This window comes from Pseudoalteromonas piscicida (genome assembly GCF_002208135.1).
Taxonomy (GTDB): Bacteria; Pseudomonadota; Gammaproteobacteria; order Enterobacterales; family Alteromonadaceae; genus Pseudoalteromonas; species Pseudoalteromonas piscicida_A.
On the sequence record NZ_CP021647.1, the window covers coordinates 329,736 to 345,465 of the forward strand.

At 44.2% G+C, this 15,730-nt stretch carries 16 protein-coding genes; 5 read left to right on the forward strand and 11 right to left on the reverse strand.

Features of this window, described 5'->3' with window-relative positions:
* Nucleotides 1–194: 194 nt before the first annotated feature.
* On the reverse strand, nucleotides 195–1,268 hold the full coding sequence (gene zapE, locus B1L02_RS19995) for a cell division protein ZapE (protein WP_088532539.1): 1,074 nt from the start codon (nucleotides 1,266–1,268) through the stop codon (nucleotides 195–197).
* Between the two features lie 53 nt (nucleotides 1,269–1,321).
* On the opposite strand from zapE, the gene B1L02_RS20000 reads away from it, so the two are divergent.
* The 3 genes from B1L02_RS20000 to B1L02_RS20010 are packed head-to-tail and all read left to right on the forward strand — an operon-like array spanning nucleotide 1,322 to nucleotide 3,069.
* Nucleotides 1,322–1,921, forward strand: a complete 600-nt coding sequence (locus B1L02_RS20000; protein WP_088532540.1) for a Crp/Fnr family transcriptional regulator — start codon at nucleotides 1,322–1,324, stop codon at nucleotides 1,919–1,921.
* Nucleotides 1,922–1,981: 60 nt separating this feature from the next.
* Nucleotides 1,982–2,617 (forward strand): nitroreductase family protein, encoded by a 636-nt coding sequence (locus tag B1L02_RS20005; RefSeq protein WP_088532541.1) that lies wholly within the window; start codon nucleotides 1,982–1,984, stop codon nucleotides 2,615–2,617.
* A gap of 2 nt (nucleotides 2,618–2,619) precedes the next feature.
* Nucleotides 2,620–3,069 (forward strand): DMT family transporter, encoded by a 450-nt coding sequence (locus B1L02_RS20010; protein ID WP_088532542.1) that lies wholly within the window; start codon nucleotides 2,620–2,622, stop codon nucleotides 3,067–3,069.
* Here the strand turns inward: B1L02_RS20010 and B1L02_RS20015 are convergent.
* From B1L02_RS20015 to B1L02_RS20040, 7 genes are all read right to left on the reverse strand, one after another.
* On the reverse strand, nucleotides 3,066–3,683 hold the full coding sequence (locus tag B1L02_RS20015; RefSeq protein ID WP_088532543.1) for a glutathione S-transferase family protein: 618 nt from the start codon (nucleotides 3,681–3,683) through the stop codon (nucleotides 3,066–3,068). The two genes, B1L02_RS20010 and B1L02_RS20015, sit on opposite strands and share 4 nt — an antisense overlap.
* Before the next feature lie 222 nt (nucleotides 3,684–3,905).
* Nucleotides 3,906–5,408 carry an AbgT family transporter gene (locus tag B1L02_RS20020; RefSeq protein WP_117333163.1) on the reverse strand — a complete coding sequence of 501 codons (1,503 nt, stop codon included), beginning with the start codon at nucleotides 5,406–5,408 and terminating at the stop codon, nucleotides 3,906–3,908.
* A 5-nt stretch (nucleotides 5,409–5,413) separates the two neighbouring features.
* A complete protein-coding gene (locus tag B1L02_RS25060) occupies nucleotides 5,414–5,569 on the reverse strand; it encodes a hypothetical protein (RefSeq protein WP_232003230.1) in 156 nt (51 codons plus the stop codon).
* A 64-nt stretch (nucleotides 5,570–5,633) separates the two neighbouring features.
* Nucleotides 5,634–7,112: an FAD-binding domain-containing protein gene (locus tag B1L02_RS20025; RefSeq protein WP_088532544.1), complete on the reverse strand. Its 1,479-nt coding sequence runs from the start codon at nucleotides 7,110–7,112 to the stop codon at nucleotides 5,634–5,636.
* Complete coding sequence (locus tag B1L02_RS20030) at nucleotides 7,105–7,434, reverse strand: hypothetical protein (RefSeq protein WP_088532545.1); 330 nt, start codon at nucleotides 7,432–7,434, stop codon at nucleotides 7,105–7,107. Before B1L02_RS20030 ends, B1L02_RS20025 begins: the two co-directional genes overlap by 8 nt.
* Complete coding sequence (locus B1L02_RS20035) at nucleotides 7,427–7,690, reverse strand: DUF3081 family protein (RefSeq protein WP_088532546.1); 264 nt, start codon at nucleotides 7,688–7,690, stop codon at nucleotides 7,427–7,429. Before B1L02_RS20035 ends, B1L02_RS20030 begins: the two co-directional genes overlap by 8 nt.
* A 44-nt stretch (nucleotides 7,691–7,734) precedes the next feature.
* Nucleotides 7,735–8,274 (reverse strand): isochorismatase family protein, encoded by a 540-nt coding sequence (locus B1L02_RS20040; protein ID WP_223192193.1) that lies wholly within the window; start codon nucleotides 8,272–8,274, stop codon nucleotides 7,735–7,737.
* 103 nt (nucleotides 8,275–8,377) lie between these two features.
* Between B1L02_RS20040 and B1L02_RS20045 the strand changes: the two genes are divergently transcribed.
* The gene (locus B1L02_RS20045) at nucleotides 8,378–9,331 is read left to right on the forward strand and encodes a ribonuclease Z (protein ID WP_187305603.1); all 954 of its coding nucleotides are present in this window, start codon (nucleotides 8,378–8,380) and stop codon (nucleotides 9,329–9,331) included.
* On the opposite strand, the gene B1L02_RS20050 is transcribed toward B1L02_RS20045, so the two are convergent.
* Both B1L02_RS20050 and B1L02_RS20055 read right to left on the reverse strand, forming a co-directional pair.
* Nucleotides 9,328–10,641, reverse strand: coding sequence for a DUF2252 family protein (locus tag B1L02_RS20050; protein ID WP_088532549.1), 1,314 nt, complete (start codon nucleotides 10,639–10,641; stop codon nucleotides 9,328–9,330). The two genes, B1L02_RS20045 and B1L02_RS20050, sit on opposite strands and share 4 nt — an antisense overlap.
* A gap of 3 nt (nucleotides 10,642–10,644) precedes the next feature.
* Nucleotides 10,645–11,475 (reverse strand): polyphosphate kinase 2 family protein, encoded by an 831-nt coding sequence (locus tag B1L02_RS20055; RefSeq protein WP_088532550.1) that lies wholly within the window; start codon nucleotides 11,473–11,475, stop codon nucleotides 10,645–10,647.
* Nucleotides 11,476–11,846: 371 nt separating this feature from the next.
* Here B1L02_RS20055 and B1L02_RS20060 point away from each other — a divergent pair, with 371 nt between their 5' ends.
* Nucleotides 11,847–14,750: a hypothetical protein gene (locus tag B1L02_RS20060; RefSeq protein ID WP_088532551.1), complete on the forward strand. Its 2,904-nt coding sequence runs from the start codon at nucleotides 11,847–11,849 to the stop codon at nucleotides 14,748–14,750.
* A gap of 24 nt (nucleotides 14,751–14,774) precedes the next feature.
* Here B1L02_RS20060 and B1L02_RS20065 read toward each other — a convergent pair whose 3' ends face one another.
* Nucleotides 14,775–15,716 carry a formylglycine-generating enzyme family protein gene (locus B1L02_RS20065; protein WP_088532552.1) on the reverse strand — a complete coding sequence of 314 codons (942 nt, stop codon included), beginning with the start codon at nucleotides 15,714–15,716 and terminating at the stop codon, nucleotides 14,775–14,777.
* Nucleotides 15,717–15,730: the final 14 nt, after the last annotated feature.

The window sequence follows — 15,730 nt, forward strand, 5'->3', positions numbered from 1 at the left end:
GTTAAGAAAGCAAATTAAAAGGGCAGACAAAAAATAGTTGGCTTTGTTCGTTCATTAAACATTTAAGCCAACTGTCATTTCCGCTTAATGCGGCTTTACCACCGTCCGCTCATAGCACAATGCGACCGTCAGATTATATGCAGTAGAGTCGCGCTGAGCTACAACACGCACCATAACGGCTAGCAAGCTTAAGCTTAAAGAGACCAACTTTGCATTTCTGTCACTCGACTAATGCAGCGAGCGAAAGCAAATGCCAGTTGCTCACCTTGGTAGATTTGCGATATGGGCGCAGCGGCCAAAAAAGCAACCAGTACTTTGGCTTCGTAACATTCATCGATAAGCGCAATCAGGCGTCTGGCCTCATCATCACCAATTCTGGTTTGTGTTGTATCACTTGGGCGGATATAGCCTTCCTCTGTCCCTTGTGCTACATCTCTGTTTTCAGGGGTGACACCCAGTAGCGGTAACTCTGAGATGAAAATACAGCTAAATTGCTCTGCAAGCTCAATATAGTCATTGATTGCGCGAGGGCTTGAGCAGATCTCCATAAAATCAAAACATGCTACACTTTCATTTGCGCCAAGCACTTTAATTAGACGATGATTAATTTCAAGGATGCCCGGTTTGAATATGCCACCTACATTAGTAAAGGCGTTCCAAAACGCTTGTTTATCGTTGACGAAGTAGTGGTTTGCCGTTGTACCTTTGCTAAATCGATGGTCCGTCTCACCACATACAGATATGACATCGCAGTGACTTATAAGCAGCGCAATTGTTGGCTCAAAACGGTCTCTATGTAGTCCATCTTTGTATAACTCGGTTGGGTGGCAATTGGAGGTTGCAACTAAGGTCACGCCATCTTCAAAAAGGGCTTCAAACAATCTCGCCATAATAATGGCATCGCCAATATCGGTGACAAAAAATTCATCAAAACACAATAACGATGTTTGCTCTGCCCAATTTTGGGCGATGCGCTTTAAAGGATCTCTCACACCTTGAATTTGATTGAGCTCTTTATGCACCTGTTGCATAAAGTGATGAAAGTGTAGGCGAGTTTTGTCTGTGACGTCAGTGAATTCATAAAACCAATCCATCAGCATTGTCTTGCCACGCCCGACAGGGCCATAAAAGTATATGCCTTTATTCGAGTGACCACTAGCGAGCGAATGAGAAAGGGCATCTAAGGCTGAAATTGCAGCTTGCTGCGCTGCGTCAGGAGTAAGATTTCCACATTCAATTTGTGCTTGGTAATGGCTAGAGATTGACATAGACACTGCAAATAGGAATAGTTAATCCGAATAATATCATAAAGCTAGAACTCATGGATGCACTAACAAGATTAAAACAAGCGGTAGACGCCTATTATCCACTTTCTCAAGAAACCTGGTCCGCTATTGCTGCGATCACGAGCATCAAACTACTTGTGAAAAATGAGTGGCTTTACAAAGAAGGAGAGTATCTGACTACTTTTGCATTTTTACATCAAGGGTTAGTTAGATTAGTAAACACCAATGCTGCTGGGCAGGAATACAATAAGCGTTTTTTTGTGGCGGGGGAATTTCCTGGTGTAATGCGTGCGCTACATCGCCAAGAGCCTGCCAATCAAGGGATCCAAGCGCTTGAAACATCACAGGTAGTCCTAATCAATTTTAAACAGTTTAGAGCACTATTAATGGATAATCCGGAATTAATGCGATTTCAAATACAGTATCTTGAAAAGAACTGGTTGTTAGAAAAGGATAAGCGAGAGCTTTATATGGTGCAGTTAGATGCCACGGAGCGCTATCTCGCATTTTTAAAAGAGCAGCCAGAACTTGCTGAGCGTGTGCCGCAATACCATTTAGCGTCACACCTTGGGATCACTCCTACACAGTTAAGCCGAATAAGAAAATCGTTAAAAAATTCGGGTTCGTTTACATAGGTAAATGAGCCAAGCTCTCCACCTTGTTAAAGTTGCCTCACACATAATGGAGAGCAACTTATGAATACGTCACAACTAGAATCGTTATTGAATTGGCGCTACGCCGTTCGCAAATTTTCTGAGCAAACCATTGCGCAGGACAAAGTCGATAAGTTAATCGAACTGACGGGGTTGAGTGCTTCAGCATTTGGCTTACAGCCTTATAAGATTATTCAAATATCCAAGCAATCGATAAAAAAAGCATTACTACCGCATTCGTATGGACAACAAAAAGTGCTTGAAAATAGCCATCTATTGGTTTTTGCTGCGGATATGTCACCTTTAGATAGCCAAGTAGAGCGCTACATTCAAGACTTTCAGGCGAATCGAAACCTTGATGAGCTTATCTATGCACAGATGGAATTGGGTATGAAAGACGCGCTACACACCATGGACTGTGCGTCTCAATATAGCTGGTGTTCTGAGCAGGCTCACTTGGCCCTCGGTACATTACTGCTGGTAGCCGCCAGTATGGAAATTGATGTTTGCCCGATGACCGGCATCGATAAGGTTGCCTTCGATGGCGTGTTGGGTCTTTCATCCTTAAACTTACGCACGGTATTAATTGCGCCAATTGGCATTCGTGACAGTACGGATGTGAACGCGAATACAAGCAAAGTAAGGAAGTCTAGAGACTTGCTGCATATTGAGGTGTGACGATGATTTTTGCCATATTAGCCGTTTTCGCAGGTGGTGCAATTGCGGTGCAGGCAAGCATGAATGCACAACTTGGCGGCTTATTAAAAAGTCCGCTACTGGCTGCAGGAGTGGCGTTTACCGTCAGCGCATTATATGCCTTTATTGCCTTTCGGGTATCTGATAACGTGCTGCCAGCCACCTCAGAGCTAAAAGCGGTGCCTTGGTACTTGTGGTGTTTGGGTGGGGTGTTAAGTGCAACTGGGGTGGGACTCTGTTATTTTTTAATTCCTAAAATGGGTATAGGTAATCTAATGGCTTATTACTTGTGTGGTCAAATGGTGGTTGCCATGGCGATCGGTCAGCTTGGTCTCTTTGGTGTACCTTATACGCCTATTAACCTGCAAAAAGTCGTGGGCGTGATTGCTGTGCTGACCGGTATTGTACTTATTAACGTTAATCGTTCAGGCTAAAACTCAGCCATTTCTAAGGCTTTGCTAATAGCTGGTGTTGCCGCAATTTGGCGATAATAGCGGCGTAAATTCTTAAGCGAAGGCGTTTTTTCTAAAAATGTCTTCGCACGCTCACAAAGCATAAATAAATAGCTGTCGCATAGCGTAAATTGATTTGCAAACAGATAATGATTGTCTGCAAGTAAGGTATCAATAATACCAAACCCTTGTTCTAGTCGGCCTTGCTGCGAGCGGATAAGGTCGTCATACATCAAAGCACTTTGGGTGTGTCGTTCTGGGTAGGTGTACATCAATAAGTCGCTGTGAATAGAAGCGCTCATAAAATGCATCCATTGCAGGCACTGTGATTTTAGTTTTAGTTCAGTTGGGATAAGCTGCTTGTCGATGTGCTTTTCAGCAAGGTACTGAGAAATTGCAGCGCTTTCAAATAAGGTAAAGTCGTCGTCAACGAGGGCTGGTACTTGTCCGGCAGGGCTTAGTTTTAAGTATTGTGCACTGCGGTTGCCATTTTTTTTGATATCCACCAGTTCAAGTTGATAAGGCTCACCGATGAGCTCTAATAAAATATGAGGCGCAAGGCTCGCACTTTGTGGATAGTAAAAGAGTGTATACATAATTCACCTAATGTTAGGTCACGTGTATCACTCAGGAACAGGGCATAAAATAACAGTGATCACGTGAAGTTAGTTTAATACCAATGTAATAAGTGCAACGTTATTGGTATCCAAAATCGGCTCCTTCTTCGCTGTCTCCTATTCAACCTTAGGTGAGGGTTGAGGTTTTCACAAATAAAAATGCCAGCAAATGCTGGCATTTAGATAATTTTAAAGTATTAGCTACGGATTGTAGTAGATAGGAGAGTTAGGTCCAACAGGTAGACCAAAGCCAAATACCCACACGTAGAATAGTGCAACCCAGCCGATAAAGAAGAACATGCTGTACGGCAACATCGTGGCCACTAGAGTACCTATACCCATGTCTTTTTTGTATTTAGTCGCAACCGCTAATATCAAACCAAAGTAACTCATCATCGGAGTGATAAGGTTAGTAACTGAATCTCCAATTCGGTACGCTGCTTGTATGGTTTCTGGCGCATAGCCGATAAGCATCAGCATTGGAACAAATATCGGTGCCGTGACAGCCCATTGAGCTGATGATGAACCAAGGCTTAGGTTCACGAGTGCACACATGAATATAAACAGTACGAATACTTCAGGGCCAGTTAGGTTTAGCGCCTGTAATAGTGCTGCGCCATTAATGGCAAGGATGGTACCTAGGTTTGTCCATTTAAAGAAGGCAACAAATTGGGCGGCAAAGAATACCAACACGATATACATGCCCATAGAGCTCATGCTTTTACTCATTGCATCAATAACATCGCGGTCATTTTTCATGGTGCCAACTACGCGGCCATACACGAAACCGGGAATTGCAAAAGTTACAAAGATAAATACCACGATCCCTTTTAGAAATGGTGAGCCTGCCACTTCGCCTGTTTCAGGATGACGTAAAATACCATCTTCAGGTACTATGGTTAATGCAAGTAGAATACTCACTACGAGTAGCGATAAACCAGCCCATCTAAGACCTGACTTTTCTTTTGCAGAAAGCTTTTCTATATTGTTTTCGCTTAAATCAACACTGGCCTCCTTCGGGTCATATTTTCCTAAACGTGGCTCTACGATTTTCTCAGTAACTATTGTGCCTAAAATGGCAATTAGGAATACAGAGACTATCATGAAGTACCAGTTTGCTTCTGGGCCAACTTGGTATGTTGGGTCTATCATCTGCGCTGCAGGCGTGGTAATACCAGCTAATAGTGGATCGATGGTGCCAAGCAATAGGTTTGCGCTGTAGCCACCAGATACGCCTGCAAATGCGGCTGCTAAACCAGCAAGAGGGTGTCTACCAAGGCTATGGAAAATCATTGCGGCGAGCGGAATAAGTACAACGTAGCCGAGTTCTGAAGCGGTGTTCGATAAGATAGCGGCAAATACAATCATAAATGTTACAAGACGTTTTGAAGCGCCCATAACCATGCCACGCATTGCTGAAGATAGCAGACCTGAGTGTTCAGCAACGCTAACCCCAAGTAGTGCCACAAGTACGGTGCCAAGTGGTGCAAAGCCAGTAAAGTTAGTGACAAGATGGGTAACTATCCATCGCAAGCCCTCAGCACTCATCAAGCTTACGACTTCAATGACACCGTCGGGATCGCGACCAGCGGAGCCTTCTAATTGAGGATCGATGGCAGATAACCCCATCCAATCGGCAATACCACTAAATACCACGATGGCGATACAAAACATTGCAAACAAAGTAATAGGGTGGGGAAGCATATTCCCTAAGAACTCAACAGTTGCCAAGAAGCGATTAAATAATCCCCTTTTTGCCCCTGTTGGTCCTGACTATCAGCTTGCGTCTCTACAGCATTTGACATAGCTAAATTCTCAGTTCCAAAAAATGGCGCAACCTTAGCATTTTTTTTATATGAGGTCATGCTTAAGCGGCTATTTGTCCTCTTTTTAGGGTGAAAGGCGGAATATTGTGCAAAAACGGATCAGTTAGAATAGCTTAAGCTGATTTTTATCAGAACTTGCTTGTTTTTTGCGCCCACGCCATGAACGACGTCTTGAAGCGTGAGTGTGACGCACTCTGCCTGTTTCATCTTTATCTAGATGCTGTTTATAAAACGTAGAGATTTTTTCACGGGCAATTTTTGCTGCGTCATCGGGTAATATGGCAGGGCGCTGATATTGGTCTTCTTTTAAACCAGTATAAAGCCAAGGTGTATGCAAGTAATGCGTAGGAACATGATCAAGCTCAGGAATGTAGCGGCGAATGAATTGGCCTTCAGGATCATATTTTTGCCCCTGAGTTATGGGGTTATAGATACGAAACGGATTTATCCCAGTAGTGCCTGACTGCATTTGTACCTGAGGATAGTGGATCCCAGGTTCATAATCGACAAAAAGAGTGGCGAGTCTTGCGGCTGGTTGTTGCCAATCAAGCCATAGGTGATAGCTCGAAAACGCCATCAACATGGCGCGCATGCGAAAATTTATCCAGCCTGTGGTGATCAGCATTCGCATACAGGCATCAATAAAGGGAACGCCCGTGTTGCCGTGAGCCCAAAGTTCATAACGTTGTGGATTAAATTCACTAGCCCGCATATCAATTAAGGATGCATGCACAGCACGCTCTGCATAAAGCGGCTCTGATTCGAGCTTTTGCACAAAATGGCTATGCCAGTAAAGCCTTGATAAAAAACCGTTCTTATTACGTTTTGAGTCAACATTTAATGCAAGAGTTTGTTGCAAAACATCCCTGAGGCTTAGCACGCCATAGGCCAAATACGGGCTGAGTCTGGAGCTACTGTTTACAGCTTTTACCGGGCTTGAGATACCAAATAGGTAGTTGTCTATCCTATGGTTAAAAAAGCTATTCAGGGTTTGCTGCGCGGCTTTGAGTCCACCTAATTGTGGCTTTGGGGCTGAGTTGCTGTCATTCCCTGGGTAGTCATTTAAAAGTGCAATGCCACTATGCTGTTGCAGCAGAGGATTGATTTTAGAAGGGGTTGGTAGACAGTCGCTTTGCAACCAGTCTTCGGCTTGCTGATGCCACTTATCACGATTAACTTTTCCCCTAAATACGGCTTGCTGGCGATATTCTTCATATGACACGTGTCTTTCTTTGCACCAAGCAATAACACGCAAATCGCGCTCAAATGTCCATGTATTCCCCGTTTCTTGATGGCAATAAAGGGTTGCGACCGCGATGTGCTGATGGATCTTTTCAAGTATTTCAATGATATCGCCCTGACGAACCGTCAGCGTGCCACCTAAAAGCTGCACCTGCTCAGCAAGACTTAGCAGCGACTCCTTCACAAATTGAAATTGTCTTTCGCTGGTATCGGGGAGTTGCCAATATTCGGGCTCAACAACATACAAGATCAGGGTTGGTCTGCCATTATTACACGCTTCGTAAAGTGGTCTATGGTCGAACACTCTTAAGTCACGCTTGAGCCAAACGAGATTAATCATCTAACACACCCTTAAACAATAAAGGGTAACGGCGTAGGCGTTTGCCTATGTAGTCGTCGGCGAGGATCTGCTGGCAAACTCGCTCTACATCATCGTCTACCGCAAACACCCAATCAAAGCGTTCAATGGCGACCAAAAAGCCACGTTTTAAAAAGCGTTGCTGGCGAAATTCATCACAATTATGTTTGATTATCTGAAGTTTGTTAGGATTTTCCCTAAGCGCTTCGACTACCTTGTTTACGTATGCGCGGGTTTGTTTGCTTTCGGGGCGGGGACGTCTAACGCGACGTCCTCGGTTGGTATTTGGATATAAGCTACTCATTCGCCTCTTTAAAAATGTAATCTAGCTTCTTGATAAAATCGTCTTTGTGCTTATCGTGTTCATAGTCCAAGTGATAAGTATTGTGAAACCCTGAGCGCAGCAACACGCCACTGCCTTGCAGGTATATGGTGTAGCCATCTGGATCTGAATAGGCCACTATGCCCTCATAGCGTTTGCCTTCTTCGGTTACTTCACCGTGCTTTTGGATGTGCTCGAACACCGTTAACAATAACTTGCTATCTAATTCATTTTTCATTGTTCACCTCGATACTTGGAATACGCTTTCACTGTGATAGCCGATCACTTAACTAACGCTGAAATTGCCTTAAATTGCTCATTCTTGGCCGATTTTAGCCACTGAAATAAAATAGACTCTAAAGCCAAAAAGCGTGCGCCATCTGCCTGCATTTGCATTAAGGCCCAATCAGTGTGCTTTGGATTACGTGAGCAAATACCATCGGCAACTATCACAACGTTAAAATTATCCGCAAGCAGGTCGTTGACGGTTTGTTGTACACAGATATGACTTTCGAGGCCAACCACGACGATGGTGTCACGTTTATATTCTTGAACAGCTTGTTTGCATGCTTCAACGTGATAAGCGCTAAACGCGGTTTTTTCGATAACCGGTAGATTGAAATCAAGTAAACTTGGCGCAGTGTGACCGAGCCCTTTTGGATATTGCTCAAAGATTAATGCAGGAATAGACAAATGTTCTGCGGCTTGTAGCAAAGTATTTACTTGGCGCTCGACATCGCCAAATACTTCAATATGAGAGCGAAATTTTTCTTGGATATCAATTACCAAGATCATGCTGTCCGAAGGTATCAAATTCATCATCTTCTCCTTAGAGATTACGTTGCAAGGCGAGCACTGGCGCTTCGCTATTACATTATTTATTCGTTACAATGGCATACACACTTAAAAAGTAAACGGTTTTGGCGTGAAAGTACATTTTCTTGGCACTTCTTCAGGTAGCCCATCTAAGCAACGTAATATGTCGGCAGCGGCAGTAAGCTTTGAAAATACCAAAGCCTGGGTACTAATTGACTGCGCCGAAGCGACCCAGCATGCGCTGCTACACAGTGAGTTAACCCTATATCATCTCGAAGCAATTTGTATTACTCACCTTCATGGGGATCATTGCTATGGATTACCCGGACTCGTTTCATCCATGGCGTTAAACTCTCGCAAAGCGCCGCTAAAATTAATTGCGCCGAGGGCTGTTATTCAGTTTGTGCAAAGCTGTTTTACACTGACAGAGGTGAGGCTGAGTTTTGACCTAATTACCATTGCCCTTGAAGAAATAAACGCTAAGTTACAACTTGAATGTTGCGACATCGACATCATAGCGCTACAACACAGAGTGCCCAGTGTTGGCTATAAACTCACGGAAAAGTGCATTCCTCGCAAGTTGAAAATAGACAAACTTCAGCAAGATGGCATTGCGTCTGGCGGCCACTACAACCTGTTGCAAAAGGGCCAAGATGTGGAATACCAAGGCCGACTTTTGACCTCGGATGACTACAGTTTTTATAGTTGGCAACCTCGTGTTGCAATAGTTTGTGGTGATAACGAAAAGCCCGGCTTGCTATCGCAGATGATAAAAGGGGTCGATTTGCTTGTTCATGAAGCTACCTTTACCGCTGCAGATCTTCATAAAGTGGGCTTTCATACAGGGCATAGCGATGCCAAGCGCATCGCTCAATTTGCACAATTACATCAAGTGCCCATGCTCGCGCTCACTCATTTTAGCGTGCGCTATCATGGCGAGGGCATGCTGCAGCCTCTTATTGAAGAGGCTAAGTTGCACTTTAGCAATGCACTCATCATCGCAGAGGATGGCCTCATTGTAGACATGCCAAAGCAAAAGCAAGTTGAGTACGCAACCGCTTAGCTCTGGCATTGCTCGCAAAACCAACGCCAATCGGCTACGACTTGCTCGCTGTAATGATTGGCCGATTTGACCAATTCATCAATGAGACTAGGTAAAATGGCTACGGCATCCTCTTGAAATTGTAAGGATCGTCTATCTGCTCGCATATGTGAAAGGGCAAGGGCTTCACCGCAAGCTTCTGCATATTGGCTAAAGCCCGACTTAGTCGCTGCACGTTTACCAATGGTGATGTCTTCTGGGTCTATACCAACGCGAGCATGATGGCGCGAGCGTACCAGCCAGTGACTGCCTTGCCACAGTGCATTATCTAAAATGAGATCGGTACGGCGCTGCATTTTTCTTTGACTGTTGACGGTTAAGTGTGCGGGATCTAAGCGATTCACTGGGCTTAGATTTGCAAAGTAAGCAAGAGGCGAAGCGAGCTGTTGTTGTTTTACCTCAACAATGTGGCATAGCGGCAAAATATCTTTAGTGGGCTTTTGTACGTTTGGGCCAACCAACAAGTAATATCTGCTTAGATGCAGTGAGCCTGTGCCTTGGTCTATACGCTCAACACAATCTAAAACTTCGTCATCAACATAGGGCGCAAAGTGATGAATAAGGTTTTCTTTTAAATCGGGGTCAAGTTGCTTAAACTTCAGTTTGTCTTCGCGAAAACGTAGCGGCTTAATGCTGAGGTCGATTTCCTTTGCGAGCGTGCTTTTTATCGTAAACGCGGCACCACCCGACATTCTTTGTAACCCTTTTTGCCATCGTTTATGCAATATATGGTTATTATCAAACTCGGTTAAGCCAGTGTTGCTATCGACCTTATGTTCTAGCGACAACTGACAAGCTTTTAGATAGCTGTGTAAAAAGTCCAATTGTGCTTGGGCAACCAGCTCTTTACTGACCAGAGGTTTACTTCGGTCTTTAATATCCTGAGCTTGCTCTTGAATACGCCCACCTTCTAGTTGGGTAAGCGGTAAACTCACTAAAAAGCGAAACAGGTCCCACACTGCGTGTCCGACGCAGGCATCATCGAAGTCATTAGGTTCAAAGATTAAGGTATCGCCGTGGCTGCCTTCTTCACTATGAAAGCCAAAATTGCCCGTATGACAATCGCCCATTACGTAGGTGAGTGGCAGGCTGGTGGCCGCTTCAGGTAACTGCAGTTGTTGCTCCAGTAAGTCCTTATACATAAGCGCGGCACTACCACGGAAGAACCGAAATGGACTGAGTCTCATTTTGTCAAATTTACTGCACTCATTGCTTACGTGAATGCCTTCACGCTCATTAAAGTAAGATGCAAGATAGTCGTGACGATTCATGGATTAGTCCCCCCTTTGAACAATACCCAATTGAGATTTTGCCAGTTTTACAACGGCTTTATCGATAGGTGGGGGACTAATATCAACCCCCCTGCTTAACGCTTCGACAATGGTTTTCATCACTTGTACGCGGGCATACCATTTATGTTCCGCGAGGATCAAATGCCATCCCGCTAAATTCGTATCGGTTTTAGCAAACATATCATCAATTGCTTGCTCATAATCTTGTCGCTTTTGGCGGTTGCGAATATCTTCTTCCGTTAGTTTCCAGCGCTTATAAGGATTATTTAAACGCTCTGTAAAGCGTTTGAGTTGTTCGTCTTCGCTAATGTGTAAAAATAGCTTAACGATGCGGACATTATCATCCGTCAGCAGACGCTCAAATTCATTGATTTCTTGATAGGCGCGGCGCCACTCTTGCTCACTAGCAAATGCTTCAACCCGCTCTACCAACACTCGGCCGTAATATGAACGGTCAAAAATAGTCATAGTACCCCGAGGAGGTAGCTTTGTTTGAAACCGATAAAGGTAATGCCGGCCTTGTTCCTCAGGCGTTGGTTTTGCGATTGGGTAGACCTTAACGCCCCGCGGATCGAGCTTTTCTGTCATGCGGCGAATAGCGCCTCCTTTACCAGCCGCATCCCAGCCTTCAAACACTAAAATAGCGCGCTTCCCTTGATGAAAATAGGCTTGTTGCACATGTAATAGTTGGGTTTGCCAGTACTTTAACTCGCTTTTGTAGTGTTTTTTTGAATCAATAGCGGGGTGTGTCATGGGAGGCTTTACACTTAGCCCACGATTTAGCGCCTTTATTTCTGATACATAACTGGTCATGCTAACTCCTTTAATCGCCTTTGGTTAAGTTGGCCCTGTTGCTATCAAAGTGCTTTTCAACGCGAAAATATTACCGCACCAACTAACTTTTGAGCGTGTTAGAGTAACCTAGATTAAACTCTACAGGGACTTTTTGACAATGATATGTCATACCATTTTGTCTTACACTTCCTTAATTTGAGGGAGCTAATCAGGCGCTAACGGCGTTAAAAATTTCTCATCATTTAGAACAGGCAAATAGCAAAATTTTTCCTTGATTGAATAACTGACTCCATCGGTATAAAATCTACCCCGAATAATATCTCGCGCTCATTGATGAGTAGCAAATTGCATTGATGAGGAACAACCGGAATAAACAAGGAAGGATTGGCATGAAGCCTTTTGACAAGTGGCCTGCGCTTGTGCAAGACGCACAGCAAGGTACATTCGATGATTCACTTTTTCAGTCAGATTCAGACGTAAAAAATTTGGCACAACCAACCAGGTTGCCGATGGCTAAAGTGCCCACCATCATTCTTAAAGCACTTAACCCCCATCACACTGACTATATACGTATTGATCCAAAAGACGCTCGTTACTGGCATGGTGGACTTCATCATCATGACGATAGACAACTACTTGTTATTTCAAATAACCAAGCACAACGTCTCAAAACGGTTTCGCAAGGCAATATAAAGGAGATCTTTGCGTTTATTAAAAAGTCAACGCTTGAGGCTAACGTGGAAGGTCAGCTCATTTCTGGTGGCAGTAAAGGCTTCTCGGGTGGGGCGGGAGAGTTAAGCCAAAACGGTGCACATTTAGGTGCTGCAGTTAAATATGCTGCTACAAGCGATGCCTCAAAAAATGATGGTGTGGGCTTCAATAGTAGCCAAGGAGTAGGTACAACGCGACCGTCAATGGGTAAGAATAACGCTGGCATTAAAAAAACACCCACTAAGCTAGAAAGTACAGCACAACCCATAGATACTATTGCGCCATCTGTCATTATTGGTCAACCAAACCCAAAGCAAATCGTAAAACTAGAGCAAAACCAAGCCACTAAAAGACGTTTTGCAAATCATGTATTAGGGCCGGGAGAAACTGCTGCGAGTGTTGTCGAGCAGTATACTGGCACACCGAATGAAAGCCGTATATATGGCTTCAACCATCCTCAGTTTACTATAAAAAATCCTCCCAAAGCGGGTGATAAAGTCAGGGTGAATACCGGCTTTGATGTACTCGTTAAAGGGCAATTTTATAACAGCAATAGCGTTAACCTAATCTGGAAAGGGCCAACGTCGGGTTCAAAATCAGCCATATTGGAGCAAGTGAATGGCAAATATCTACCAGACAGAGGCTACGATTGGGAGTTGGCGCTACCGCTTGTGGCGGGGGAATACACATTAACCGCTGAAGCCGGAGGTGCGACGCACTCCGTGAGTTTTTCGGTTGAAGAATCTGAAGACCAACAGGAAATTATTGATTTTATATATATTCCAGAAGATAACAGCTTTATAGCGGTCACCCAGTCACTTGCCGATATTTTAGAGCAAGAAATGGAAGTACTTAACCCTCCCATGGAGCAGCTAAAGCAAGCGCTGGCTGGACAACAAGACCTCTCGAAGCAAGATGATAAAGTAATTGACGCAAAAAAGGCGTTAAACGAGACCCTAAAACCACTTGTTTCAGGCCCTACCGCTAATAAAATTACCGAAGTCATTGGCTTTAAAGGCCGAAAGTATACCTATGTGCGGAGTGATAAAATCGCCAATCATACTAGACGCTATAAAATTGATACGGACATTCGAAACGGTCGTCGTTTTAGCGATGCGAATGGCAACTTAGACCGTAGCAAACTGAACAAAGCGCTTAAAAATGATTTGAGCAAGCTAAAGGTCAATTTTAAGTATGATAAGAAGCTTGTCGACACGTATACAACCATATGGGGCGAATGGGCTCGGGAGCTTAATAAAGATCTAAATATAAAAAGGTTTGAAAAAAGCGACTATTTTGATGCCAGTGCAGATGCGCGATTAATGCGCTACACCCATGGTGCAGGCATTGCTGCAAACTTTAGCCCAAAGGATGGTGTCTTTTCATTTCAAGCTGATGCCAAAGTCGATTTTGCTGTCGGTGAAGCAAAAGCTGCAATGAGTGGTTACTACCCTAATAAAAATGGGTATGAATTTAAGTTTATGATGCCGCTTAAAAATACGACCAAAGAGCGTGAGATAAACTTAGGCGCGCTCCGATTAAATGCGACCATTGCCTTTTTTGGCTATGCAGGCGCTAAATTACAAGCAGCGGCAAATGTAGGCTGTACAGTAAAGCAAGGTAAAATGATGCTTGAGGGATTAACCCCTGAACAAGTAAAAGCACTTAGCCGCGCTGATCGCAAGTTTGAACCTGTAAAAGGTGAGCTCAGTGCATTTGCTGGGGTATCCGCAGGCTGTGAGTTAACAGGTGCTTTGCAATGGGATAACCCAGAAAAATCTGGTAAATCTAGTTTTTGTGATTTAGCTAAACTAGGTGGAAAGGCAGAGGGTGCATTTGGCGCCGGTGCACACGCAGGATGTTATATTGGTTATGAAGACGGAAAGTTTATACTTCGCGCGAAGTTGGGACTTATCTGGGGCGTAGGTGCTGGCGGAGAGTTGGTCTGTGAGATAGGTGTAGATGAAATTGTCACGCTTGCCCAATTTGTTTATCACCAGCTTAAAAATAATGATTATGATTACCTTGAATTTATACAGCCATTGGCATTTAACGTGCTTTATAAAGCAGTAGCCATGCATATAGCAACAGGTAATGAGATAATTAATTATGTGGGCTCTAGCGCCCGTCAAGTCGATACATGGTGGCGGGGAACTGTTTTAATCCATGAACGCGCGAAAGATATGATGGATAATATTCTACAAGAGCCCGAAATGTTAAAATTTACGGTGCCTGAAGCTAAGGGAGCAATGTTAAATTTACTTGCTAATCCTAATTTAGCGAGTTTAATTGACTCGGGTACCTACAGTTGGTCTGGTTTAAATGAGCGGCGTGAAAATGCGATTATTATTATACTTAAGCATATTCTTTGCACTGAGGAATTAGACGAAGTATTGCAGCATATGGGGGAGGGCGGCGAAAAATGTAGCCGAGAAGAGGGCTTATCTCAGCTTAATAGTATTTTAGAAGGCGCTCAGCAGCATGAGTTTGACGCATGGCGGCGCCAACTACCAAGCCGAGCACGCTCCGGCTCGGTTGCCGTCGCAATGCTTAATATTAGTCCATTTGTTGCACTGGCATAACAGCGTAATAGCAACCAAGGTTAGCTACTTTGGTTGCATGTCTAGTGGTGTAGGTTGATTTAGTGCGCATCTAAACCCGATGTCCCTGTAGCTAGTGTCTAGCTCATTTGACTCTTGCCGTGTATAAACATTACTGCCACGTGGAGATTCCATAAAAGTTCCGCCACGCATCACTTTTTTTGTGCCTTCTTTTGGCCCTTTAGGATCCTGTTCTGGGGAGTGTTGATAGTAATCCTCAGCCCACCAGTCATTGACCCAGTCGATCATGTTGCCGCTTAAGTCATAAAACCCCAATGGGTTAGGTGGATAGGTGCCACTAATATGCGGTTCAGGCTCTTCGGCGAGAGAGTAATTTACACCGAGTTCAAGCATACCAGTATTGGTGGCAAACAAAATGTTTTCACCACGGTTTCGGGCTGCAAATTCCCATTGTGCCTCAGTGGGTAAATCAAAGGGGAGCTGGGTTAACTCAGCGAGCCATAAACAATAGTTTTTTGCGCCATACCAACTCACGCCTGCCGGAAATTCTGGAGCGCGCCAGAATTCATCTTTATCCCATTCTTCCCACACGGTTTTTGGCAGGTCATTTACTGCGGTATATAAATCAAAATCGCCATAGCTTACCTCATAAGCGCCCATCGAATAGCTGGTAAGGGTCACCTTATGAGCGGGTTTATTGTCGCGGGCTATGGTCCAAGGCAAGTTATTAGGACCACCGCCATCGCCCATCATAAAGCTGCCGCCTTCAACAAACACCATTTGGGCTTTAGTGCGCTCAATCAGTGCTTGCACTTGTTTGTCTTGCTCGCCAGTAAGCGCGTCTATTTGTTGGCCAAGGTCGTCACACCCGGTCATTACCAAACACAGTACTGCGAGGCTGGGAACGGTTGCGTATTTATTGGTGATAATATTGCGCCGGTTAATGTTGGCAAAGTGGGAGAGTGAATGTATCCGTTTATTTTCCATATGGTGACTTTCCG

Bases quoted from the DNA above. Each gene is read 5' to 3' on its own strand.
- zapE (WP_088532539.1), bottom strand. From the start codon at position 1,268: ATGTCAATCTCTAGCCATTACCAAGCACAAATTGAATGTGGAAATCTT.
- B1L02_RS20000 (WP_088532540.1), top strand. From the start codon at position 1,322: ATGGATGCACTAACAAGATTAAAACAAGCGGTAGACGCCTATTATCCA.
- B1L02_RS20005 (WP_088532541.1), top strand. From the start codon at position 1,982: ATGAATACGTCACAACTAGAATCGTTATTGAATTGGCGCTACGCCGTT.
- B1L02_RS20010 (WP_088532542.1), top strand. From the start codon at position 2,620: ATGATTTTTGCCATATTAGCCGTTTTCGCAGGTGGTGCAATTGCGGTG.
- B1L02_RS20015 (WP_088532543.1), bottom strand. From the start codon at position 3,683: ATGTATACACTCTTTTACTATCCACAAAGTGCGAGCCTTGCGCCTCAT.
- B1L02_RS20020 (WP_117333163.1), bottom strand. From the start codon at position 5,408: ATGCTTCCCCACCCTATTACTTTGTTTGCAATGTTTTGTATCGCCATC.
- B1L02_RS25060 (WP_232003230.1), bottom strand. From the start codon at position 5,569: ATGACCTCATATAAAAAAAATGCTAAGGTTGCGCCATTTTTTGGAACT.
- B1L02_RS20025 (WP_088532544.1), bottom strand. From the start codon at position 7,112: ATGATTAATCTCGTTTGGCTCAAGCGTGACTTAAGAGTGTTCGACCAT.
- B1L02_RS20030 (WP_088532545.1), bottom strand. From the start codon at position 7,434: ATGAGTAGCTTATATCCAAATACCAACCGAGGACGTCGCGTTAGACGT.
- B1L02_RS20035 (WP_088532546.1), bottom strand. From the start codon at position 7,690: ATGAAAAATGAATTAGATAGCAAGTTATTGTTAACGGTGTTCGAGCAC.
- B1L02_RS20040 (WP_223192193.1), bottom strand. From the start codon at position 8,274: ATGATGAATTTGATACCTTCGGACAGCATGATCTTGGTAATTGATATC.
- B1L02_RS20050 (WP_088532549.1), bottom strand. From the start codon at position 10,641: ATGAATCGTCACGACTATCTTGCATCTTACTTTAATGAGCGTGAAGGC.
- B1L02_RS20055 (WP_088532550.1), bottom strand. From the start codon at position 11,475: ATGACCAGTTATGTATCAGAAATAAAGGCGCTAAATCGTGGGCTAAGT.
- B1L02_RS20060 (WP_088532551.1), top strand. From the start codon at position 11,847: ATGAAGCCTTTTGACAAGTGGCCTGCGCTTGTGCAAGACGCACAGCAA.
- B1L02_RS20065 (WP_088532552.1), bottom strand. From the start codon at position 15,716: ATGGAAAATAAACGGATACATTCACTCTCCCACTTTGCCAACATTAAC.